At 64.3% G+C, this 23347-nt stretch carries 22 protein-coding genes and 1 tRNA gene; 3 read left to right on the forward strand and 20 right to left on the reverse strand.

What is annotated here, in order from left to right; translation table 11 throughout:
• Positions 1–3: 3 nt before the first annotated feature.
• The 14 genes from N0K08_RS20180 to uvrB form a co-directional block, all read right to left on the reverse strand.
• The gene (locus tag N0K08_RS20180) at positions 4–264 is read right to left on the reverse strand and encodes a phosphopantetheine-binding protein (protein ID WP_261502201.1); all 261 of its coding nucleotides are present in this window, start codon (positions 262–264) and stop codon (positions 4–6) included.
• A complete protein-coding gene (locus tag N0K08_RS20185) occupies positions 251–1030 on the reverse strand; it encodes a lysophospholipid acyltransferase family protein (protein ID WP_261502314.1) in 780 nt (259 codons plus the stop codon). The genes N0K08_RS20180 and N0K08_RS20185 overlap by 14 nt, the downstream gene beginning before the upstream one ends.
• Complete coding sequence (locus tag N0K08_RS20190; RefSeq protein WP_408642986.1) at positions 1023–1682, reverse strand: beta-ketoacyl synthase chain length factor; 660 nt, start codon at positions 1680–1682, stop codon at positions 1023–1025. Before N0K08_RS20190 ends, N0K08_RS20185 begins: the two co-directional genes overlap by 8 nt.
• A 222-nt stretch (positions 1683–1904) precedes the next feature.
• Positions 1905–3458 (reverse strand): HAL/PAL/TAL family ammonia-lyase, encoded by a 1554-nt coding sequence (locus N0K08_RS20195; RefSeq protein WP_261502203.1) that lies wholly within the window; start codon positions 3456–3458, stop codon positions 1905–1907.
• A 132-nt stretch (positions 3459–3590) separates the two neighbouring features.
• Positions 3591–3665: transfer RNA gene (locus N0K08_RS20200), tRNA-Val, on the reverse strand.
• Between the two features lie 46 nt (positions 3666–3711).
• The gene (dnaQ, locus tag N0K08_RS20205) at positions 3712–4422 is read right to left on the reverse strand and encodes a DNA polymerase III subunit epsilon (RefSeq protein ID WP_261502204.1); all 711 of its coding nucleotides are present in this window, start codon (positions 4420–4422) and stop codon (positions 3712–3714) included.
• Between the two features lies 1 nt (position 4423).
• Positions 4424–4762, reverse strand: a complete 339-nt coding sequence (gene fdx, locus N0K08_RS20210) for an ISC system 2Fe-2S type ferredoxin (RefSeq protein ID WP_261502205.1) — start codon at positions 4760–4762, stop codon at positions 4424–4426.
• A gap of 19 nt (positions 4763–4781) precedes the next feature.
• Positions 4782–6650, reverse strand: coding sequence for a Fe-S protein assembly chaperone HscA (gene hscA, locus N0K08_RS20215; protein WP_261502206.1), 1869 nt, complete (start codon positions 6648–6650; stop codon positions 4782–4784).
• A gap of 92 nt (positions 6651–6742) precedes the next feature.
• Positions 6743–7261 carry a Fe-S protein assembly co-chaperone HscB gene (gene hscB, locus N0K08_RS20220; RefSeq protein ID WP_261502207.1) on the reverse strand — a complete coding sequence of 173 codons (519 nt, stop codon included), beginning with the start codon at positions 7259–7261 and terminating at the stop codon, positions 6743–6745.
• A gap of 80 nt (positions 7262–7341) precedes the next feature.
• Entirely contained in the window at positions 7342–7665 is a 324-nt protein-coding gene (gene iscA / locus N0K08_RS20225) for an iron-sulfur cluster assembly protein IscA (protein ID WP_261502208.1), read from the reverse strand.
• A gap of 1 nt (position 7666) precedes the next feature.
• Complete coding sequence (gene iscU, locus N0K08_RS20230) at positions 7667–8065, reverse strand: Fe-S cluster assembly scaffold IscU (protein WP_261502209.1); 399 nt, start codon at positions 8063–8065, stop codon at positions 7667–7669.
• Between the two features lie 53 nt (positions 8066–8118).
• Positions 8119–9339, reverse strand: a complete 1221-nt coding sequence (locus tag N0K08_RS20235; RefSeq protein ID WP_261502210.1) for an IscS subfamily cysteine desulfurase — start codon at positions 9337–9339, stop codon at positions 8119–8121.
• Positions 9340–9441: 102 nt separating this feature from the next.
• The gene (gene iscR / locus N0K08_RS20240) at positions 9442–9978 is read right to left on the reverse strand and encodes a Fe-S cluster assembly transcriptional regulator IscR (protein ID WP_261502211.1); all 537 of its coding nucleotides are present in this window, start codon (positions 9976–9978) and stop codon (positions 9442–9444) included.
• Between the two features lie 214 nt (positions 9979–10192).
• Positions 10193–12274, reverse strand: coding sequence for an excinuclease ABC subunit UvrB (uvrB, locus tag N0K08_RS20245; protein ID WP_261502212.1), 2082 nt, complete (start codon positions 12272–12274; stop codon positions 10193–10195).
• 112 nt (positions 12275–12386) lie between these two features.
• Between uvrB and N0K08_RS20250 the strand changes: the two genes are divergently transcribed.
• Positions 12387–13583: an amino acid aminotransferase gene (locus N0K08_RS20250; RefSeq protein ID WP_261502213.1), complete on the forward strand. Its 1197-nt coding sequence runs from the start codon at positions 12387–12389 to the stop codon at positions 13581–13583.
• Between the two features lie 222 nt (positions 13584–13805).
• Here the strand turns inward: N0K08_RS20250 and N0K08_RS20255 are convergent, their stop codons facing one another.
• From N0K08_RS20255 to N0K08_RS20275, 5 genes are all read right to left on the reverse strand, one after another.
• Positions 13806–14822, reverse strand: coding sequence for a Bug family tripartite tricarboxylate transporter substrate binding protein (locus N0K08_RS20255; RefSeq protein WP_261502214.1), 1017 nt, complete (start codon positions 14820–14822; stop codon positions 13806–13808).
• A 194-nt stretch (positions 14823–15016) separates the two neighbouring features.
• Positions 15017–15751: an SDR family NAD(P)-dependent oxidoreductase gene (locus N0K08_RS20260; RefSeq protein ID WP_261502215.1), complete on the reverse strand. Its 735-nt coding sequence runs from the start codon at positions 15749–15751 to the stop codon at positions 15017–15019.
• Positions 15752–15955: 204 nt separating this feature from the next.
• On the reverse strand, positions 15956–17158 hold the full coding sequence (pcaF, locus tag N0K08_RS20265; protein WP_261502216.1) for a 3-oxoadipyl-CoA thiolase: 1203 nt from the start codon (positions 17156–17158) through the stop codon (positions 15956–15958).
• 81 nt (positions 17159–17239) lie between these two features.
• Entirely contained in the window at positions 17240–17884 is a 645-nt protein-coding gene (locus N0K08_RS20270) for a 3-oxoacid CoA-transferase subunit B (RefSeq protein ID WP_261502217.1), read from the reverse strand.
• A gap of 26 nt (positions 17885–17910) precedes the next feature.
• On the reverse strand, positions 17911–18612 hold the full coding sequence (locus N0K08_RS20275; protein WP_261502218.1) for a 3-oxoacid CoA-transferase subunit A: 702 nt from the start codon (positions 18610–18612) through the stop codon (positions 17911–17913).
• Positions 18613–18701: 89 nt separating this feature from the next.
• On the opposite strand from N0K08_RS20275, the gene N0K08_RS20280 reads away from it, so the two are divergent.
• Positions 18702–19502, forward strand: a complete 801-nt coding sequence (locus tag N0K08_RS20280) for an IclR family transcriptional regulator domain-containing protein (RefSeq protein WP_261502219.1) — start codon at positions 18702–18704, stop codon at positions 19500–19502.
• Positions 19503–19726: 224 nt separating this feature from the next.
• Complete coding sequence (locus N0K08_RS20285; RefSeq protein WP_261502220.1) at positions 19727–20638, forward strand: CoA transferase; 912 nt, start codon at positions 19727–19729, stop codon at positions 20636–20638.
• Here N0K08_RS20285 and N0K08_RS20290 read toward each other — a convergent pair.
• Positions 20635–23139 carry a YgiQ family radical SAM protein gene (locus N0K08_RS20290; protein WP_261502221.1) on the reverse strand — a complete coding sequence of 835 codons (2505 nt, stop codon included), beginning with the start codon at positions 23137–23139 and terminating at the stop codon, positions 20635–20637. The two genes, N0K08_RS20285 and N0K08_RS20290, sit on opposite strands and share 4 nt — an antisense overlap.
• Positions 23140–23347 lie beyond the last annotated feature (208 nt).

Here is a 23347-nt window from a genome sequence, read left to right on the forward strand (position 1 = left end):
GAATCACAGTGTGCGGCTGGCCGCCACAAAAGCTGCCAGTGCCTGCACGCTCTTGAAGTGCTGGCGGGTTTCCTGCGCATCGGCCGACATGCTGAGCCCGTAACGCTTTTGCAGGGCCAGACCCAGCTCCAGCGCATCGATAGAGTCCAGACCCAGACCCTCGACGAACAGCGGCGCGGCGGCGTCAATGTCCTCGGGGAGGATGTCCTCCAGCGCCAGGGCGGAGATGATGATTTGCTTGATTTCCTGCTCAAGTGGAGACACGTGAAGCTTTCTTGAAAAGTTGGTCCGAAAGGTGTTCTGTGACGGCACGCGCGGCCAGCGCCTCGCTCGCGGCCTGGGCCACGAAAGGTGCAATGGCGATGTCTTCGCGCACCTCGATGGTGAAATGCGGACGCCGCTGCGGCACCTGCCACCAGGGCGTGCCTTTGGTGAGCATGGGCAATGTGCAATGAATGTGCACTGGCGTGATATCGAAGCCGCCACGCACCGCCACGTTGGCAGCGCCGCGCTGCAGCCGCACCGGAGGACCGTGCAGCGGCGTGCGCGTACCCTCGGGGAAGATGATCAGATTATTGCCGGCCCCCAGCGAACGCATGCAGTCGGCCACCAGGCCAGCGCCCGCATTGTTGGCAATGAAGCCAGCCGCCATGATGGGTCCACGGGTAAAGGCATTGCGCACCAGCGCATCCTTGACGATGCAGTCCATGTGGCGGATCAGCGAGATCAGGAACACCACGTCGATCAGCGACGGGTGGTTGGCCAGAACCAGCAATCCGCGACGCCGCAGACGCTCATGGCCGCGCACTTCATAGGTCAGCACCTGCGCGGCAGCCATCAGCCCGACGAAAGCGCGAAAGCTGTAATGGATGATTTTCTGCGACCAGGCCACGCGCCGCTGCGGATCTCGCACGCACAGGCTGAGCAGCGGATACACCAGGCAGCGCATCACCATGCCGCCCAGGCCAAAGACCAGGAAACAAAAACCTGTCGCCAGCACGCGCCAGCCCCGCCCCAGCGCTTCAAGCATTCGCATGCGACCACCTCCAGCGGCCGTTTTCGCCGCCCTGTCCCGGGGCCAGCGCCCATTGCAACACTTCCAGGCCGTGCGGCAGCCGTCTGGCGCTGGCGTCATTGGCTGCCGGCCCCGCTGGCAAGTGCTCCAGCCTCATCACCCGCGATGCACCTTCGGCGGGCACAGCTCCCAGCAACCAGGCCCAGGCATAGGCACAGGCCGGCTCGTCATGGAAATGGGCATAGTCCGCGGGCAGAGGCCCGTCATAGCAAACCAGCAGCGCCCGCTGCGCGCCTTCGGCCAGCAGGCCCATGCACTCCAGCAAACCGGCTTCCACCGTGGCGCCTGCTGCAGCAACACACAAGGCATTGCCCCGCATGCGGCGCGCAATCGAGTGCTGCGCACCGATGGCGTTGTGCACGGAAAGTGCAAAAGACGTGGGAGACAAGGGTGCGGCCGACGCCTGCTCGCGCAGCAACTCCAGCGAGCGCTGGGCATCGCCATAGCGTGAGGCCCAGACCACGGGCAGATCCAGTGCGCTATCGGGTAGGCCGGCCAGCACCTGGTCAGCCACCGACACCGCCATCTTTCCGAGCAGGGCCAAGCGCCGCCGCGACATGGCGGGAAAATCCACCAAGGCCACGTCGTTGACCAGGCCGACTGGCAAAAAAGGCGCCCGCGCCCATGCCAACCACTGATCGGAAGACGAAAGACCGGAAGCTACTGCTGCCCAGGAATGGATGACGAATGACTGGGGCACAAATGAAACCGATCTGAAATCACACAAGGCGCAGGCAGGCCCCTTCCACCGATCAACCGCGCATCATACCACTTGATACAATTAGAAACATCTTCACAAGACGCCAACTGGCCCAGGTCAGGGGCTGTTTCACGCGCCATCATACAAATTCCAGGCCTGGGCGCGTATATCGGCGATCAGGCGTTGCAAATCCTGGTCCAGGGCACGATCTTCCTCGACCAGCGCCACGCGCTGTGCCAGATCCCCCACCCAATCGTTCAACGTGTCGCCCAACTGCATGTCGGCTTGCACGCGCTGGCGCAGAACCACGGCCTGTCGCGCTGAAATCAGCATCGCGGCCACCACCTGCTCCGTCAACTCCAGCACCCGCAAGGCATCGCGCGCGGCAATCGTGCCCATGCTGACCTTGTCCTGGTTGTGGCATTCGGTGGAGCGCGAGAACACCGAGGCCGGCATGGTCTGCTTCAAGGCTTCCGCCGTCCAGGCCGAGACGCTGATCTGCAAGGCCTTCAAGCCGTGGTTGATCGCCTGGCGCGGGCCTTGCACGGCCGACAGGTTTGACGGCAGACCCTGGCTGTAGCGCGTGTCGACCAGCAATGCCAATTGCCGGTCCAGCAGATCGGCCACATTGGCCACGGCGTTCTTCAGTCCGTCCATGGCAAACGCGATGTGGCCGCCGTAGAAATGACCGCCATGCAGCACCCGCTCCTCGTCGGGCTCGATCAAGGGGTTGTCGTTGGCGGAGTTCAGCTCGCCTTCGATCAATTGGCGGAAGAAGGGCTGCGCATCCTCCAGCACACCGATCACGTGGGGAGCACAGCGCAAGGAATAGCGGTCCTGCAGACGGTGGGAATTGCGCAGCGGCGCCTGCGCCACCAGGTCGCCGCGAATGCGCGCCGCCACGCGCTGCTGCCCGGGATGGGGTTTGGCCGCAAACAGGATTTCATCGAAATGCTGGGCATTGCCCGCAACCCCCACCACGTTGGCCGCCGTGATACGACATGCCAGCCGGGCCACATAGTCGGCGCGCTGCCACGCCAGACAGGCCAGGGCCGTCATGACGGCCGTGCCGTTCATCAACGCCAGGCCCTCCTTGGGGCGCAGCTTCAGCGGCTGCGCTCCCGTGCGCTGCAGCGCCTCGGCGGCCGGCATGCGTTCGCCCTTCCACAACACCTCGCGCTCACCACACAGCACGGCGGCCACATAGGACAGCGGCGTCAAGTCACCGCTGGCGCCGACCGATCCTTCCGCCGGAATGATGGGCAAAATGTCGTGTTCCAGCAAATGCGCCAGCTGCTGCAGCAGGGTCCAGCTCACCGCGGACAACCCCTGCGACAGCGATGCCAGCCGACAGGCCAGCACGGCCCGCGTTTCCACCGGAGTCAGCGAACGGCCCGCGCCACAGCCATGGTAGGTGTACAGATGGTGCGGCAGCTCGGCCATCAATTCCGGCGGAATCGCCACGGTGCAGGAATCGCCATAACCCGTGGTGACCCCGTACACCACGCCATCCTCGCGCAGCAAACGATCCAGGAAATCGGCGCCTTTCTGGATGCGCGCCCGAAACTCCGGCGCAGGGGACAGAGCAGCCCTGGACTGTCCCTGGGCGATCGCGATGATTTGCTCGATCCGCAAGGCACTGCCGTCAAAGAATACGATGGCCGGGTGAGCGTTCTGTGTCATGCGAGAAACCAGTCCAGAAAATAATAAGCGCCTTGGCAGGAAAGTGCAGCCTTGCCCACCCCAAGGCGTTGAGCCAGTGCCCTTCGCCATGAAAAAACCCTCTTGAACCAGAGATTCAAGAGGGTTTCGAATTGGTGGGCGATACATGGTTCGAACATGTGACCCCTGCCGTGTGAAGGCAGTGCTCTACCGCTGAGCTAATCGCCCGTGTCGCTGCTGCGACAAGACCGCTATTATGGCACGAATTTCCGGGCTATCCAGCCAAGCTGCGCCAAATCGTTTTCTGTCCACTGGCCTTGTCGATCTGCTTGAGCACATCTTCGTGCGCGGCGCATTCCTGCTCGCTGGCGTTGAGCACATGCAAGCTGACGCTGCGCAAATCCAGGGCCACGATGGGCAGGCCGGCAGCATCTTCCGTGGCCTCCTCCCCGATCAGCAAGGCGTCCTGGCCGCGCGTGAGGTTGATATAGACATCGGCCAGCAACTCCGCATCCAGCAAGGCCCCGTGCAGTTTGCGACCCGAGTTGTCGACGCCCAGGCGGTCGCACAGCGAATCGAGCGAATTGCGTTTGCCCGGATAGCGCTCCTTGGCCATGGCCAGGGTGTCGATGACCCCATCGACCCAGCTCTTGAGCGGCGGCTTGCCAACGAGCTGCAGCTCCTTGTTCAGAAAGCCGACGTCGAAGGCCGCGTTGTGGATGATGATCTCGGCGCCTTGCAGGTACGCCAGGATCTCTTCAACCTGCTGCTCGAAGCGCGGCTTGTCCTTGAGGAACTCGGTGGTGATGCCGTGCACCCGCAGCGCTTCTTCGTGGCTGTCGCGGCCCGCGTTGAAGTACATGTGCAGGTTGTTGCCGGTGAGCTTGCGGTTGAGCAGCTCCACACAGCCGAGTTCGATGATCCGGTCGCCGTTGTCGGCGGACAGGCCCGTGGTTTCGGTGTCAAGGACAATCTGGCGCGCCATCTCAGTGGTTTTCCTTGGCGTGGTTGATCGAGTACTTGGGGATTTCGACGGTCACGTCTTCCTGGGCCAGGATGGCCTGGCAGCTCAGGCGCGACTGTGGCTCCAGGCCCCAGGCGCGGTCCAGCAGGTCTTCTTCCTCTTCCTCGGCTTCGTTGAGCGAGTTGAAGCCCGCGCGCACGATCACGTGGCAGGTGGTGCAGGCACAGCTCATGTCGCAGGCGTGCTCGATCTTGATGTCGTTGTCGAGCAGCGCTTCGCAGATCGACGTGCCGGCGGGCACTTGCAGCTCGGCGCCCTGCGGGCAGTATTCGTGGTGGGGCAGTATTTTGATGACAGGCATGGGGTCTCTTCGATCGAAATCAGGAAATGCTGTGGACGTTCTTGCCCGCCAGGGCTTGGACAATGCCGCGGTTCATGCGCTGCGCGGCAAAAGCTTCCGTGCCCTTGGCCAGGGCCTGGGTCGCGGCTTCGACCACGGCCGGATCGGTGGAGGTTTGCTGCTCGCGCAGCGCGGCCATCAAGCCATCGATCGTGGCCCGTTCGGCTGCCGTCAGCAGATCGCCATCGGCATCGAGCGCGCTTTGCGTGGCGATCAGCATGCGGTCGGCATCGACCCGCGCTTCCACCAGGGCCCGCGCCTTCATATCCTCGGCCGCCGTGGCAAAGCCTTCCTGCAGCATGCGGGCGATCTGTTCGTCCGACAGGCCGTACGACGGCTTGACGTCGATGTGCGCTTCGACTCCGCTCAACTGCTCCTTGGCACCCACGGACAGCAGGCCGTCGGCGTCCACCGTGAACGTCACGCGGATGCGCGCAGCGCCCGCGGCCATGGGAGGAATGCCGCGCAGCTCGAACCGCGCCAGGCTGCGGCAATCCGCCACCAGATCGCGCTCGCCTTGCACCACATGGATGGCCAGGGCCGTCTGGCCGTCGACGTAGGTGGTGAAGTCCTGTGCGCGCGCCGTGGGAATGGTCTCGTTGCGCGCCACGATGCGCTCCACCAGCCCACCCATGGTCTCCACGCCCAGCGACAGCGGAATCACGTCCAGCAGCAGCAGGTCATCGGCCGAGCTGTTGCCCGCCAACTGATTGGCCTGGATCGCCGCGCCCAGGGCCACGACTTCGTCGGGGTCCAGGTTGGTGAGCGGCGTCTGGCCGAAGAATTCGCCCACGGCCTGCTGGACCTGGGGCATGCGCGTCGAGCCGCCAACCATGACCACGCCCTGGACTTCGTCCTTGGCGAGATCGGCATCGCGCAGCGCGCGGCGCACGGCGGCCAGCGAGCGCGCGGTCAGCGCCTGCGTCGCGGCATAGAACTCGGCGCGCGTGACTGCGCGCTCCACGGCGCCCGTGGACAGCTCGGCGCGGAATGTGGCGCTCTCGGCGTCCGTCAGCGCTTCCTTGCAGCGGCGCGCGGCCAGGCGCACAGCGGCCTTGTCTTCGGCCGTCGCCACCTGCGCAGCCGTCTGCTCGAGCACCCACTGCGCGAGCGCGACGTCGTAGTCGTCACCGCCGAGCGCCGAATCGCCGCCCGTGGCAATCACCTCGAACACACCTTGCGTCAGGCGCAGGATGGAGATGTCGAACGTTCCGCCGCCCAGGTCGTAGACCGCGTAAACGCCTTCGCTGGCGTTGTCCAGGCCGTAGGCGATGGCCGCGGCCGTGGGCTCGTTGATCAGACGCAGCAGGTTGATGCCGGCCAGTTGGGCCGCATCCTTGGTCGCCTGGCGCTGGGCGTCGTCGAAATAAGCCGGCACGGTGATCACCGCGCCATACAGTTCGTCGTCAAAGCTGTCTTCGGCGCGAAAACGCAGGGTGGCGAGGATTTCAGCGCTGATTTCCACCGGGGTCTTGGCGCCGGCGCGGGTCTGCAACGAGACCATGCTCCCCTGCTCCGGCTGCTGCACGAAGACGTAGGGCAGATGCTCAGCATCGGCCACGTCCTTGAGGCCACGGCCCATGAAGCGCTTGACCGAGACAATGGTGTTTTGCGGATCCGAGGTCTGGGCCGCCACGGCGTCGTAGCCGATCAGGCGCCTGCCTTGCTCGGCATAGTTCACGATGGACGGCAGCAGCACGCGGCCCTGGTCATCCGGCAGGCATTCGGCCACGCCGTTGCGCACCGATGCCACCAAGGAATGGGTCGTACCCAGATCGATACCGACGGCAATGCGCCGTTGGTGCGGATCGGGAGACTGCCCGGGTTCTGAAATCTGCAAAAGCGCCATGAGAACTTCTCGAAAAATGGGATGCGGGCGGCCTGCCAATGCAGTGCACGCCGTGAAAACATGTTCTGCCTCAGAACCGTTCTGAGATAAGCCTATTGTTGCAGTTGCTCTCGCCGGACCTCGATGTCCCGCGCAAAACGTGCAACAAACATAAGGGCTCTTACCTGCTGGGCTGCGGCCTGCGCATCCTGCGCCTCGTCGAGCAGTCGCTCGCACTCGGCCAGCAAGGCACGGCGCGCTTCGGTCACTTCGGCCTCCAGGCTGTCCACGTCGGCTTCCGACTGCGCCTCTTCCAGCGCTTCGCGCCACTCCATCTGCTGCATAAGAAACGTGGTCGGCATGGCCGTGTTGTCTTCCGCGCGCAAGGGCGCACCGCGCATCTCGCACAGATAGGCCGCGCGTTTGAGCGGGTCCTTGAGGCGCTGGTAGGCTTCGTTGATGCGCACCGACCACTGCATGGCCACGCGCTGGGCGGCAGCGCCCTGGGCGGCAAAACGGTCGGGATGGGCTTCGCGCTGCAATTCCTTCCAGCGGCTGTCGATGTGCGCGCGATTCTGGGCAAACTGCACTGGCAAGGCGAAAAGCTCGAAGTCGTCGGATTGAAGATTCATATCAATAAAAAACCGCCAGCACAAAAAAGCGGTGGCGGTTGTTCGGTGCCGGAAAAATGCGCAGGCGCAGGCAGGCGTCCTCAGACGCGGAAGCTCTCTCCGCAACCACAACGGTCGCGTTCGTTCGGGTTGTTGAACTTGAAGCCTTCGTTCAGGCCTTCGCGCACGAAATCGAGTTCCGTGCCGTCGATGTAGGCCAGGCTCTTGGGATCAATGATGATCTTGACGCCATGGTTCTCGAAGATCAGGTCTTCAGGCGCCTGGTTGTCGACATACTCCAGCGTGTAGGCCAGGCCCGAACACCCCGTGGTCTTCACGCCCAGGCGCACGCCCAGCCCCTTGCCCCGACGGGACAGGTAGCGGCTCACATGCCGTGCTGCGGCCTCAGTGAGAGCGATGGCCATGTCAGGCGGCCACCACCGCTGCGTGCTTAGCACGGTAATCGTTGACTGCTGCCTTGATGGCATCTTCGGCCAGGATGGAGCAGTGCACCTTCACGGGTGGCAAGGCCAGTTCTTCGGCAATCTGGCTGTTCTTCAGCGCAGCGGCCTGGTCCAGCGTCTTGCCCTTGACCCATTCGGTGACCAGCGACGACGAAGCGATCGCCGAGCCGCAGCCGTAGGTCTTGAAGCGCGCGTCTTCGATCACACCGGTTTCCGGGTTGACCTTGATCTGCAGCTTCATCACGTCGCCGCAAGCAGGTGCACCCACCATGCCCGTACCCACGGAGCCGTCACCCTTGTCGAAGGAACCCACATTGCGGGGGTTTTCATAGTGGTCTACCACTTTTTCGGAATAAGCCATGATGTCTACCTCTTCAAATCTTCAGACCGTCGATCTCTTCACCGCATAAATGCTCAGTGGGCGGCCCACTGGATGCTGCTGATGTCGATACCGTCCTTGTACATTTCCCACAATGGGCTGAGTTCACGCAGCTTCTCGACGTTGGCACGGATGGTGCCAATCGCGTAGTCAATCTCTTCTTCGGTCGTGAAACGGCCGATGGTCATGCGCAGGCTGCTGTGGGCCAGCTCATCGCTGCGGCCCAGGGCGCGCAGCACATAGCTGGGTTCCAGGCTGGCCGACGTGCAGGCCGAACCCGACGAAACCGCCAGGCCCTTGACGCCCATGATCAGCGACTCGCCTTCCACATAGTTGAAGCTGATGTTCAAGTAATGCGGTACGCGGTGCGTCATGTCGCCATTGACGAACACCTGCTCCATGTCCTTGAGGCCGTCGAGCAGACGGTCGTGCAAGGCCTGAGCCTTGGCGATGTCGCCGTGCATTTCCAGCTTGGCGATGCGGTATGCCTCGCCCATGCCGACGATCTGGTGTGTGGCCAGCGTGCCCGAACGCATGCCGCGCTCGTGTCCGCCGCCGTGCATTTGTGCTTCCAGGCGAACGCGTGGCTTGCGACGCACGTACAGCGCGCCGATGCCCTTGGGGCCGTAAGTCTTGTGCGCCGTCAGGCTCATCAAGTCCACGGGCAGCGTCTGCAGGTCGATGGCCATCTTGGCGGTCGCCTGGGCTGCATCCACATGGAAGATGATGCCTTTTTCGCGGCACAGGGCACCGATGCGAGGAATATCCTGCACCACGCCGATTTCGTTGTTCACCAGCATGACGCTGGCGAGAATGGTGTCAGGGCGGATGGCCGCCTTGAACACTTCGAAATCGAGCAGACCGTTGTCCTGCACATCGAGATAGCTGACTTCAAAGCCCTGGCGCTCGAGTTCACGCATGGTGTCGAGCACAGCCTTGTGCTCGGTCTTCACGGTGATCAGGTGCTTGCCCTTGCCTTGGTAGAAATGGGCCGCACCCTTGATCGCCAGATTATCCGACTCGGTTGCGCCACTGGTCCAGACGATTTCACGCGGATCGGCGTTGATCAGGTCGGCCACATGGGCGCGGGCCTTTTCAATCGCTTCCTCGGCTTCCCAGCCCCAGGCGTGGCTGCGCGATGCCGCATTGCCGAAGTGCTCACGCAACCAGGGAATCATGGCATCAACCACGCGAGGGTCCACCGGAGTGGTCGCGCCGTAGTCAAGATAAATAGGGAAGTGCGGGGTCATGTCCATGGCTGGCTCAATGAAATGTCTGGCTGGCAAAAAACGAAATTTCTCAACACATATCTCAGTGCCTCGCCCCCCGGCGCTGGCACCCGCTTTGGCGAGACCGAATTACGACTTGGCGAAGACGTTGCCCAAGGCGAACACCGAATTCGGTGCATTCACGCGTATGGGCTTGACCACGGGGGCCGTAGAGATCGCACGACGCACCACAGGCTTGTCTTCGATCTGCACACCCTTGGCCAGTTGCTCATCGACGAGCTTTTGCAGGGTCACGGAGTCCAGGAACTCGACCATGCGCTGGTTCAGTGCGGCCCACAGTTCGTGGGTCATGCAACGACCGGCTTCACCCAGGCAGTTTTCCTTGCCACCACACTGGGTTGCATCGATAGGCTCATCCACCGAGACAATGATGTCGGCCACGGTGATGTCGGCAGCCTTGCGGGCCAGCGTGTATCCGCCGCCGGGGCCGCGGGTCGACTCGACCAGTTCATGGCGGCGCAGCTTGCCGAACAGCTGTTCCAGGTAGGACAGCGAAATCTGCTGGCGCTGGCTGATCGCAGCCAGCGTGACGGGACCATTGTTCTGGCGCAGGGCCAAATCGATCATGGCTGTGACCGCAAAGCGGCCTTTGGTTGTGAGACGCATCGCGAGCTCCTTTAATAGTCAGGCTTGTTCGTTACAGAAACACCCGTAGCGAGTACTGAACTCGCCCGGGCACCGTCTCCGCCCTTACTCCGCCCTGTAAAAAGGTTCAGAGCCCTTCTTCGTCGAAGTCTTGTTGTTATTGGATGTTGGCCCTAGTGTAGCACAATCCCCATCAAATTTGTCGGGTACCCCGCGCCAAGGGCCCCGACGCCTCTCACAGCACCGGCATTTCGCGGCCGGAAGCACCGAAGAAACGGGCCTTCAATTGTGCCAACTGGTCGCGCACGCGCGCCGCCTGTTCGAACTCCAGACTGCGTGCATGCTCAAGCATCTGCTTCTCGAGGCGCTTGATTTCCTTGGCCAGATCTTTCTCGGACATCTCTTCCACGCGCAAGCGCTGGGCGTCGGCCTGCTCCAGTCGCTCGGCCTCTTTTCCGCTTTTTTCGCTGTAAACACCGTCAATCAGGTCTTTCACCCGCTTGACAATGGCTGTTGGCGTGATGCCGTTTTCTTCGTTGAATTGCGTCTGTTTGGCCCGGCGTCTCTCGGTTTCGCTGATGGCCTTGCGCATCGATTCCGTGACCCGGTCGCCATACAGGATAGCCTTGCCGTTGAGGTTGCGCGCGGCCCGACCTATGGTCTGGATCAGGCTGCGCTCGGCGCGCAGAAAGCCTTCCTTGTCCGCATCCAGAATCGCCACCAGCGAGACTTCGGGGATGTCCAGGCCTTCGCGCAGCAAGTTGATGCCGACCAGCACGTCGAACAGGCCCAGCCGCAGGTCGCGGATGATTTCCACGCGCTCGACGGTGTCGACGTCGGAGTGCAGGTAGCGCACCTTGACGCCATTGTCCGTCAAATAGTCGGTCAGCTGCTCGGCCATGCGCTTGGTCAGCGTGGTGATCAGCACCCGCTCGCCCAGCTCGGAGCGCAGCCGGATTTCCTGCAGCACGTCGTCCACCTGGTGGGTTGCGGGCCGCACTTCGATTTCCGGGTCGATCAGGCCGGTAGGCCGCACGACCTGCTCGACGACCTTGCCGGCATGGGTCTTTTCGTAATCGGCCGGCGTGGCCGAGACAAACACCGTCTGGCGCATGCGCTGCTCGAATTCGGAGAACTTGAGCGGCCGGTTGTCCAGCGCCGACGGCAGGCGAAAGCCATATTCGACCAGCGTGGTCTTGCGCGCCCGGTCGCCGTTGTACATAGCGTTGAGCTGACCAATCATCTGGTGGCTCTCGTCCAGGAACATCAGCGCGTCCGCCGGCAGGTAGTCGGTGAGCGTGCTCGGCGGATCGCCCGGCGCCGCGCCCGAGAGATGGCGCGTGTAGTTCTCGATGCCCTTGCAGTGCCCTACTTCGGCCAGCATCTCCAGGTCAAAGCGCGTGCGCTGCTCCAGCCGCTGCGCTTCGACCAGCTTGCCCTGGGACACCAGCTCCTTGAGGCGATCGGACAGCTCCAGCTTGATGGTCTCCACGGCCGCCAGCACCTTGTCGCGCGGCGTGACGTAATGGCTGCTGGGGTAGACCGTGAAACGCGGGATCTTCTGCTTGACGCGGCCCGTGAGCGGGTCGAACAGCTGCAGGCTTTCGATTTCGTCGTCGAACAGCTCAATGCGTATCGCCAGCTCCGAGTGCTCGGCCGGGAACACGTCGATGGTGTCGCCACGCACGCGGAACTTGCCGCGGCTGAAGTCCTGGTCATTGCGCTGGTACTGCATGCGGATCAGCTGGGCAATCACGTCGCGCTGACCGATGCGATCGCCGGAGCGCAGCGTCATCACCATGCGGTGGTAGCTTTCGGGCTCGCCAATGCCGTAGATGGCCGACACCGTGGCCACGATGACCACGTCGCGCCGCTCCATCAGGCTCTTGGTGCAGGACAGACGCATCTGCTCGATGTGCTCGTTGATCGCGCTGTCCTTCTCGATGAACAGGTCGCGCTGCGGCACGTAGGCTTCAGGCTGGTAATAGTCGTAATAGCTGACGAAGTATTCGACGGCGTTCTTGGGGAAGAACTCCCGGAATTCGCTGTAGAGCTGGGCCGCCAGGGTCTTGTTGGGCGCGAAGACGATGGCCGTGCGCCCCATCTGGGCAATCACATTGGCCATGGTGAAGGTCTTGCCCGAGCCCGTGACGCCCAGCAGCGTCTGGAACACTTCGCCGTCGTTGATGCCCTCGACCAGCTCCGCAATCGCCTGCGGCTGGTCGCCGGCCGGCGGATAGGGCTGAAAGAGCTCGAACGGCGAGCCTTCAAACGTGACAAATTGGCCCGTCAAGGGCAGATCAGTAGCTTGGTGCATAACGTGGTGATACTAGCCTGCCCCGCAGGCCGCTAAAATTCCAGGGCTAACCCAATCGATTGATGCAGCTTGGGGCTGGCAGCCATATTTTCATCCTCCGAGGATTTTTTTCATGTCTTTGTTTACCGCCGTCGAAATGGCCCCCCGCGACCCTATCCTGGGTCTGAACGAGCAATTCGTCTCTGACTCCAACCCCAACAAGGTCAACCTGGGCGTGGGCGTGTACTTCGATGACAACGGCAAGCTGCCCTTGCTGCAATGCGTCCAAGCCGCCGAAAAAACCATGATGGCCCAGCCCACGGCACGTGGCTACCTGCCCATTGACGGTATCGTCGCTTACGACAATGCCGTCAAGGCCCTGGTTTTCGGCGCCGACAGCGATGTCGTGACGTCGGGCCGCGTGTCCACGGTGCAAGCCATCGGCGGCACCGGCGGCCTGAAGATCGGCGCTGACTTCCTCAAGAAGGTCAGCCCCGACGCCCAGGTGCTGATTTCCGACCCCAGCTGGGAAAACCACCGCGCCATCTTTGAAAACGCAGGCTTCAAGGTCGGCAACTACGCCTACTACGACGCCGCCAAGCGCGCGATCAACTTCGAAGGCATGCTGGCCAGCCTCAACGCCGCAGCGCCCGGCACCATCGTCGTGCTGCACGCCTGCTGCCACAACCCCACGGGCTACGACATCACTGCCGCCCAGTGGGACCAGGTGATTGCCGCCGTCAAGGCCAAGAACCTGACGGCCTTCCTCGACATGGCCTACCAGGGCTTTGGCCAAGGCATTGCCGAAGACGGCGCCGTGATCGCCAAGTTTGTCGCCGCCGGCCTGGACATCCTGGTCTCGACTTCGTTCTCCAAGAGCTTCAGCCTCTACGGCGAGCGCGTGGGCGCCCTGTCGGTGGTGGCCGCGAGTGCCGATGAAGCCAAGCGCGTGCTGAGCCAGCTCAAGATCGTCATCCGCACCAACTACTCCAACCCACCCATCCACGGCGGCGCCGTGGTGGCAGCCGTGCTCACCAACCCCGAGCTGCGTGCCCTGTGGGAAAAAGAGCTGGGCGAAATGCGCGTGCGCATCAAGGCCATGCGCCAGAAGCTGGTCGACGGCCTCAAGGCCGCGGGCGTGCAGCAGGACATGTCCTTCATCACCACCCAGGTCGGCATGTTCAGCTACTCGGGCCTGTCCAAGGACCAGATGGTGCGCCTGCGCTCCGAGTTCGGCGTCTACGGCACCGACACCGGCCGCATGTGCGTGGCTGCACTGAACAGCAAGAACATCGACTACGTCTGCCAAGCGATTGCCAAAGTGATCTAAGACGGCTTCGGGGCTTCGCGCCCCAGGCAACAAAAAACCCGCAGGCCTCACGGTCTGCGGGTTTTTTAATTGGTGATGGCAGCGACTCAGTCCACAGCCTGTGAAACTGGCGCGGACCAAAGCCAGGGGCAGCGAGCAAGGGCCGCCCCGCAGCGATGCTGCCGTCCCCCTCCACCGAAGGATGAGAGGGGGAAGCCGCGTCAGCGGCTCAGGGGGTGCTACTTAATCCGCCACTGCGCCGGACTCACGCACCACCTTGCCCCACTTCACGCTTTCGCTCTTGATGAAGGCCGCGAACTGTGCAGGCGTTTCGCTATAGACTTCCGCGCCCTGGTCGTTGATCTTCTTCTTCACGTCAGGCTGGGCCAGCACCTTGACCAGGGCGGCGTTCAGCTTGGCGACGATGGGCGCAGGCGTGGCGGCCGGGGCCAGCATGCCAAACCACGAAGTGGCTTCGTAACCGGGCACGCCGGCTTCGGCGATGGTCGGCACGTCGGGCAGTTCAGGCGAGCGCTTGGCGGTGGTCACGGCCAGGGGAACCAGCTTGCCCGAGCGCACGTGCTGGATAGCGGACGGCATGTTGTCGAACATGATGCCGACCTGGTTGCCCAGCAAATCGGTCACGGCCGGTGCGCTGCCCTTGTAGGGCACGTGCACCATGTCGACCTTGGCCATAGACTTGAACAGCTCGCCCGACAGGTGGATGGAAGTGCCGCTGCCCGACGAAGCGTAGTTCACCTGGCCGGGATGGGCCTTGGCGTAGGCAATCAGTTCCTTGACGCTCTTGTAGGGCTGCTTGGGGTTGGCCACCAGCAGGTTGGGCACGTTAGCGACGCGCGTCAGCGGAGCGAAGTCCTTGACCGGGTCGAAAGGCATCTTCTTGTAGAGCGAGGCGTTGATGGCGTGCGTGCCCACCGTGCCCATGAGCAGCGTATAGCCGTCGGCCGGGGCCTTGGAAGCCAGCAGGCCGCCGATGTTGCCGCCGGCGCCGGGGCGGTTGTCGATCACCACGGGCTGGCCCAGCTCCGTCGTCAGGCCCTGGGCCACGATGCGCGCCAGGATGTCGGTCGTGCCGCCGGCCGAGAACGGCACGATGATGGTGATCAGCTTGCTGGGGAAGGCAGGCTGCGCCAGCACGCTGGTGGGCAGGACGGCCGCGCCCACGGCCAGACCGGCCAAGGTAGCGAGGGCCGTACGGCGGCCGGACAATTTTGCGATGGAGTGCGTGAATGTCTTCATGGTTATATCTCTCTGTCTCTAAAGGGAATCGGGTCCGCTGCGTTGGAGCGCATGGGCGCCATCGGGCAGCAGGCATCAATCAAGGCCCCATGGCGGGGGCCTGATCAAGGTGAGCGCAAGGCACAGGCCGCTCTCACCGCAAGTGCGCCACCATGGATGCTAACCATGGCGCGCTCATTCAAGGGCGCGGCCGCTCAGACGCCGGCCACGCCGACGGTCATGCCGCCGCAGACATACAGCACCTGGCCGGTGACAAAGCCGCTGCGCTCGTCCAGCAGATAGCTGGCCGCGTGGGCGATGTCGTCGGGCGTGCCTATGCGCTTGACCGGCACCGACTCGACAATGGCGCGGGTGCGCGGCGCATCGGGCGGGTTGGCGCGGTCGAACAATTCGGTGCGGATCGGGCCCGGGCCGATGGCGTTGGCCGTGATGCCGTGGCAGCCCAGCTCCAGGGCCCAGACGCGCGTCATGCCGATCAGGCCGGCCTTGGAGGCCGCATAGGCCGTGCGCAGCTCCTTGCCCAGCGCGGCGCGCGAAGACATGTTGACGATGCGCCCGAAGCCCGCTTCCTTCATGCCCGGCAGCAGCGCCTGCATGCACTGGAAAGCGCAGCGCAGGTTCAGCGAAATCGCCAGATCGAATTCGGCCAGGGTCTGGTGCTCGGCATCCGCCGGAACCACCACACCGACGTTGTTGACCAGGCGCGTGATGGGGCCGCCAGCCAGGGCTTCGCGCAGCGCGCGCTCGGTGTCGGCCGCATCGGACAGGTCGGCGCGGATGCCGTCGCCCACGCGGTCGATGACCACGGGCTCGAAACCTTCGGCGCGGCAGCGCTCGGCGATGGCCGCGCCAATGCCGCTGGCGCCGCCGGTGATCAGCACCCGTTCGCGTGCGGATTCAGGGCGGGTGTTCTGGCTTGCAATATTCATGAAAACTCCGAAAGAAAGACGCCGTGCCCAAGGCTGGCCTGGGCCAGCGTCTTCAGAGCGGCGTTGCGCGAGCGGAACGCCTGGTGTGGACCCGCCTCCCCGCGATCTCGGGGTTGGGCCGGGTTCCACTTGGAGGGGTTGAGCACCCCAAGAGTTCCGGCCGATCCGAACAAAATGAACGGTCGGCCGGCGTCACCCATGGTTTCAGACGCGTTCGAGGATCACGGCAATGCCCTGGCCCACGCCGATGCACATGGTGCACAGCGCGTAGCGGCCGCCGGTGGCATGCAGGCGGTTGACGGCCGTGGTGGCCAGTCGCGCGCCGCTGGCGCCCAGTGGATGACCCAGGGCAATGGCGCCGCCCCAGGCGTTCACGCGAGCGTCGTCGTCCTGCAGGCCCAGGGCGCGCAGCACGGCCAGGCCTTGCGCGGCAAAGGCTTCGTTGAGTTCGATCACGTCCATCTGGTCGAGGCTCAGACCGGTTTGCGCCAGCACCTTGAGCGTCGCGGGCGTGGGGCCAAAGCCCATGATGCGCGGCGCGACGCCGGCCGTGGCCATGCCGACCACGCGGGCGCGCGGCGTCAGGCTGTACTTGGCGGCGCTGGCTTCATCGGCCAGCAACAGCGCGCAGGCGCCGTCGTTCACACCCGAGGCATTGCCGGCCGTGACGCTGCCGTCAGGACGCACCACGCCCTTGAGCTTGGCCAGCGCTTCCAGCGTGGTCGCGCGGGGGTGCTCGTCCTGGCTCACGACGATGGCATCGCCCTTTTTCTGGGGGATGACCACGGGCACGATTTCACGCGCCAGGTGACCGGCGGCGATGGCGGCGGCGGCATTGATCTGGCTGGCCAGGGCCATGCGGTCTTGCGCTGCGCGCTCGATCTTGAAGTCGTCGGCCACGTTTTCCGCGGTTTCGGGCATGGAGTCCACGCCGTACTGGGCCTTCATCAGCTTGTTGACGAAGCGCCAGCCGATGGTCGTGTCATAGACGGCGTTGTTGCGGCTGAAAGCGCTTTCGGCCTTGGGCATGACGAAAGGCGCGCGGCTCATGCTTTCCACACCGCCAGCGATCATCAGGCCGGCTTCGCCCGCCTTGATGGCGCGCGCAGCGCTGCCGACGGCGTCCAGGCCCGAACCGCACAGGCGGTTGATGGTCGCGCCAGGCACTTCCAGCGGCAGGCCGGCCAGCAGACCCGACATGCGTGCCACGTTGCGGTTGTCTTCACCGGCCTGGTTGGCGCAGCCATACAGCACGTCGGTGACGACTGCCCAGTCCACGCCGGGATTGCGCTCCATCAGCGCCTTGATCGGCAAGGCGCCCAGATCGTCAGCGCGCAGGCTGGACAGAGCGCCGCCGTAGCGACCGAAAGGGGTGCGAATGGCATCGCAGATAAAAGCCTGGTTCATGGTGTCTCCTGAATGGGTCTAATAACGAAAAAGGGGATGCTGCGCCCCGCGTCCAGCGGTAGACGGGGGCTCAGCGCAGCATCAGGCTTGGATGGGCAGGCCCACCAGTTGTTCGAGTTCGGCGTGCGTGAGGCCGGGCACCATATCGATGAGCTTGAGGCCCTCGGGGGTGCAGGCCAGGGTGGCGAGGTCGGTGTAGATGCGCTTGACGCAGGCGATGCCGGTCAGCGGATAAGTGCACTGCTGGACGATCTTGCTCTCGCCTTTTTTGGTCAGCAGATCCATCATCAGCCAGGTCTGCTTGGCGCCGATGGCCAGGTCCATGGCACCGCCGACGGCGGGAATCGCGCCGGGTTCGCCCGTGCTCCAGTTGGCCAGGTCACCCGTGGCCGACACCTGGAAAGCGCCGAGCACGCAGATGTCCAGGTGGCCGCCGCGCATCATGGCGAAGCTGTCGGCATGGTGGAAGTAGGCGCCGCCGGGCAGCAGCGTGACGGGCTGCTTGCCGGCATTGATCAGGTCGTAGTCTTCCAGGCCAGCGGCCGGTGCCGGGCCCATGCCCAGGATGCCGTTTTCGCTTTGCAGGATGACTTCGCGGTCCGCGGGAATGTGGTTGGCGACCTGGGTGGGCATGCCAATGCCCAGGTTCACGTAGGCGCCGTCATGGATGTCCTGGGCAACGCGTTGGGCCAGTTCGTCTTTGCTGCGTTTTTGGTAGCTGCTCATGTGTTTCTTTCCTTGTCAGAGGCCGGTCAGGCTGCTTTTTTGATGCCGCCGGCCTGGGTCGCGACGCGGTCCACGCGCACAACCTGGCTGACAAAGATGCCGGGGGTGACGATGTTCTCGGGGTCCAACTGGCCCAGCTCGACCACTTCATGCACCGTGGCCACGGTGTAGCGTGCGGCCATGGCCATGACGGGGCCGAAGTTGCGTGCCGACATGCGGTAGTTGAGGTTGCCCCAACGGTCGCCCTGCTCGGCCTTGATAAGCGCCACATCGCCATGGATGGGGTACTCGAGCACATAGTGCTTGCCGTTGATTTCGCGCGTTTCCTTGCCCGCGGCCAGCTCGGTGCCGTAGGCCGTGGGGCAGAAGAAGGCGCCGATGCCGGCTCCGGCAGCGCGCAGGCGCTCGGCCAGGTTGCCCTGGGCCACGAGTTCCAGCTCCAGCTTGCCGCTGCGGTACAGCTCGTCGAACACATAGCTGTCCACCTGGCGCGGGAAGCTGCAGATGATCTTGCGCACACGGCCTGTCTTCAGCAAGGCCGCCAGGCCCTGCTCGGCATTGCCGGCGTTGTTGTTCACCACCGTCAGGTCGCGCGCGCCCTGCTCTATCAGGCCGTCGATCAGTTCGTTGGGAATGCCGGCCGTGCCAAAGCCGCCAATCAGTACCGTGGCGCCGTCTTTCACACCGGACAGCGCCTGGGCCACCGAGTCGGCAATCTTGTTGATCATGTAATGCGTCTCCTGAGGGGATTGGAAATCCAGACAAATGTTCGCCTATAGAACATTTGTTCGTATAATGAATTATAGAGAAGACCCCCATGACCGTCCAGCCCCCCATCCCCCAAGACCCCAAGCCCGGCGACAGCTATGTCCAGTCCTTTGCCCGCGGGCTGGGAGTGATCCACTCGTTCAGCGCGCAAGCCCCGCAGCAAACGCTGAGCGAGGTCGCCGCCCGCACGGGGCTCACGCGTGCCGGTGCGCGCCGCATCCTGCTGACGCTGCAGACCCTGGGCTATGTCGAAAGTGACGGTCGGCAGTTTCGGCTCACGCCGCGCATCCTGGAGCTGGGTTTCGCCTATCTGTCGTCCATGCCCCTGTGGAACCTGGCCGAGCCGGTGATGGAAGATCTGGTCGACCAGGTGCGCGAGTCCTGCTCGGCCGCCGTGCTCGACGGCCTGGACGTGGTCTATGTGATGCGCGTGCACACGCACAAGATCATGCGCACCCACCTGGGCGTGGGCTCGCGCCTGCCCGCCTGCTGGACTTCCATGGGGCGCGTGCTGCTCGCCGGCCTGCCCGACGCGGAACTGGAGCAACGCCTGCAGGGCCTGACGATGGAACGCTTCACGCAGCACACGATCGTCGAAGTGCCGGCCCTGCTAGCACAGGTGCGCCAGGCCCGCGCCCAGGGCTGGTGCCTGATCAACCAGGAACTCGAGGAAGGCTTGATCTCGCTGGCCGCGCCGCTCACCAACCGCTCCGGCCAGACCGTGGCCGCGCTCAACATCAGCGGCCAGGCCAACCGTACCAGCGCGGAAGTCATGCAGGCCACCATGCTGCCGCCGCTGCTGCAGGCCGCGCGCGCGATTTCACGCCGGCTGGGCGCGGCGCTGGACTGACCGTCAGCGCCTGACGGCCTGGAAACAGGCCCTCATGGAAAGCACCGAGGCCCGGGCAGCGCAGCTGTGCGTATAAAGACAGGAACCCGACACATTGGCATTGCGCCGATGCGGTCTGGAGAACCGCCTGCTGCCCATCCACGGCGCAGGCGCTCCAGGCCGGCGCGTTTTTCCTGCGTCCGCGCGATCCGCGGACGTTTTGCTGCACTTCAAAGGCCATGACTATGCATTCCCCCTCTTCCTGGTCGGCCCTGCCTTTGCAGCCCCTGCGCGGCATCCGTATTCTGAGCCTGGCACTGAACCTGCCCGGCCCGGCCACCCTCTTGCGCTGCGCCAGCATGGGCGCACAGTGCACCAAGCTCGAGCCCCCTGCCGCCCCCGGCAGCAGCAGTGCCGACCCCATGCACACCTATTGCGAGCAGGCCTACAACGACATGCACGCCCAGGTGCAGCGCCTGCAGGCCGACCTGAAAACACCCGAAGGACAGGCGCAGCTGCACGCCGAGCTGGCACGCACGGAAGTCTTGCTGACGTCGTTTCGCCCCACCGCCCTGCGCAAGCTGGGGCTGGACTGGGAGCAATTGCAGGAGCGCTACCCACAGCTGTCCATGGTGCGTATTTTTGGTGCGACCGGCGAAGCGGCCGACACGCCGGGCCACGATCTCACCTACCAGGCCGAAGCCGGACTGCTCAACTCCGAACACATGCCGGCCTCCTTGCTGGCCGACATGACGGGGGCGCTGATGGCCACCGAAGCGATCTTGCAGACCCAGATGCACCGGCTGCGCTGCGGCGCTGGCGCACTGCTGGATGTCGGTCTGTTCCAGGCCGCCCAGTGGCTGGCCCAGCCCCTGCACTGGGGCATGTCCGCGCCCCAGGGCGACGTCGGCGGCGCGCACGCGGGCTACCGCACCTACCGCTGCCAGGACGGCCTGGTCGCCATCGCCGCGCTGGAGCCGCATTTCGCCGCGCGCCTGTGCGCCGCTGCGGGCTTGCCGGCCCGCGGCGACGTGGTGACCATGCGCCAGGCAGCGACCCACGAAGCCATCAGCCGCTTCGTGCGCGAACAGCCCGTGGCACACCTGCAGGTCATGGCGGTACAGCAGGACATCCCGCTGCACGCCATGCTGGCTTAGCGCCCCTTGCTAACGGGGCGCCCCTGAGCCGGGCGCCCCTGGGCCTTGCCCACAGGGCGGCCGGCCGGCTTGGCGCCGGTGCCGGCGCGTGGCGGCAAACCCGTGTGCTGGGTCAGCAGCTGGCCCTTGACGGGCGCCGTCGTGTTCCGTCCGGCGGGAGCGGCCGCCTGGGGACGGGCCACGGCCTTGCCAGGCGCGGTGCTGTTCTTGCGGCGCGCGCTCTGGTAGGTGCCATCCGTCATCGGCTGGAACGTCGGGATCAGGTGGTGCTTGCCGTTGCCGATCAGATCCGCCCGACCCATGGTCTTGAGCGCTTCGCGCAGCAGCGGCCAGTTGTTTGGATCGTGGTAGCGCAGGAAGGCCTTGTGCAGGCGGCGGCGCTTTTCACCGCGCACGATGTCCACCGACTCATCTTCGTTGAGTACCGTGCGGCGCACCCGCTTGAGCGTGTTGCGGCCCGAGTGGTACATGGCCGTGGCCGTGGCCATGGGGCTGGGGTAGAAGGTCTGCACCTGGTCGGCGCGGAACCCGCTCTTCTTGAGCCAGATGGCCAGATTCATCATGTCTTCGTCGCTGGTGCCCGGGTGGGCGGCGATGAAGTAGGGAATCAGGAACTGCTTCTTGCCGGCCTCTTCGCTGAACTGTTCAAACATCTTCTTGAACTTGTCGTAGCTGCCGATGCCCGGCTTCATCATCTTGGTGAGCGGACCCTGCTCGGTGTGCTCGGGCGCGATCTTGAGGTAGCCGCCCACGTGGTGCTGCACCAGTTCCTTGACGTACTCGGGCGACTGCACGGCGAGGTCGTAGCGCAGGCCGGAGCCGATCAGGATCTTCTTGATGCCCTTGAGCGCACGGCCACGGCGGTAGATCTTGATCAACGGATCGTGGTTGGTCGTCAGGTTCTGGCAGATGCCTGGATAGACGCAGCTGGGCTTGCGGCAGGCGGCCTCGATTTCAGGCGTGCGGCAGCCGAGCCGGTACATATTGGCCGTGGGGCCGCCCAGATCGGAAATGGTGCCGGTAAAGCCGGTCACCTTGTCGCGGATGTCCTCGATCTCCTGGATGATGGACTCTTCCGAACGGCTCTGGATGATGCGGCCTTCGTGCTCGGTGATCGAGCAGAAGGTGCAGCCGCCAAAGCAGCCGCGCATGATGTTCACCGAGAAGCGGATCATTTCCCAGGCGGGAATCTTGGTCGTGGCTTCGTGGCTGCCGTTCTCATCCGCATAGCTGGGATGGGGCGAGCGCGCATAGGGCAGATCGAACACGTAGTCCATCTCGGCCGTGGTCAGCGGGATCGGCGGCGGGTTGATCCAGACGTCGCGGGCGGTCGTGCCTTCGCCGTGGGCCTGGACCAGCGCGCGGGCATTGCCGGGGTTGGTTTCCAGGTGCAGCACGCGGTTGGCGTGGGCGTAGAGAATCGGGTCGCTCTTGACCTGCTCGTAGCTGGGCAGGCGGATCACCGAATGGTCGCGCGGCGGCACCTTGAGCTTGGTGCGCAGTGCGGGGTTGACCACGAACTGTATGGGCTTGACGAAGTCGCCCTCTTCCACGCCGGCGACCAGGGGTGCATCGACGCGGCGCTGGGCCGGGCTGTTCTTGCCGGTGCCGCAGCTCGGGCCGGCGATCTCGGGCGCGGCGGCGGCGGACGCGGCGGCGCCCGCCTCGCCGTCTTCCTTGCTGCAGGTGCTGCCTTGGGCCGCGGCCTGCTCGCTTGTGGTCTGGTAGGGGTTGATGTGGGCTTCGACGCGGCCGGGCTCGTCCACCGTGGTCGAGTCGATCTCGAACCAGCCGGCTTCGGACGCGCGGCGCACAAAGGCCGTGCCGCGCACGTCGGTGATGCTCTCCACGGGCTCGCGTGCGGCCAGGCGGTGGGCCACTTCGACCAGCGCGCGCTCGGCATTGCCGTACAGCAGCAGGTCGCACTTGGAATCGACCACGACCGAGCGGCGCACCTTGTCGCTCCAGTAGTCGTAATGTGCAATGCGGCGCAGGCTGCCTTCGATGCCGCCCAGCACCAGGGGGACATCCTTGTAGGCTTCACGGCAGCGCTGGCTGTAGACAATGGCCGCACGGTCGGGACGCTTGCCGGCCACGTCGCCGGGCGTGTAGGCATCGTCGGAACGGATCTTGCGGTCCGCCGTGTAGCGGTTGATCATCGAGTCCATGTTGCCCGAGGTCACGCCCCAGAACAGGTTGGGCTTGCCCAGGGCCTTGAACGCATCGGCGCTCTGCCAGTCGGGCTGGGCAATAATGCCTACGCGAAAGCCTTGGCCTTCGAGCACGCGGCCAATCACCGCCATGCCGAAGCTGGGGTGATCGACATAGGCGTCGCCCGTGACAAGCACGACATCGCAGCTGTCCCAGCCCAACTGCTCCATTTCCTGGCGCGTGGTAGGCAAGAACTTGGCCGGACCGAAGCGTTTGGCCCAGTACGGGCGGTAGCTGGTCAGCGGCTTGGCAGCACGTGCGAAAAAGGAAACGTCGACTGGGGCGTTCATGGCGATGGGCGATCGTGGGGACTGGAACCGGCCAGTGTACTTTTACACAGGTGTCTTTGCTGGAGCAGGGTCTTGCACGCCAGACACGACGGTGTGCTTTTCTGCACTCGGGCAACTCAAGGCAAAAAAACGGCCACCTCTGTGACGGGGCGGCCGTAATGGAGACATTCGCAATCGATCAGGAGACATGGCACTCCGAACTCAGTGA

It is taken from the genome of Acidovorax bellezanensis (assembly GCF_025421555.1).
Lineage (GTDB): Bacteria > Pseudomonadota > Gammaproteobacteria > Burkholderiales > Burkholderiaceae_C > Comamonas > Comamonas bellezanensis.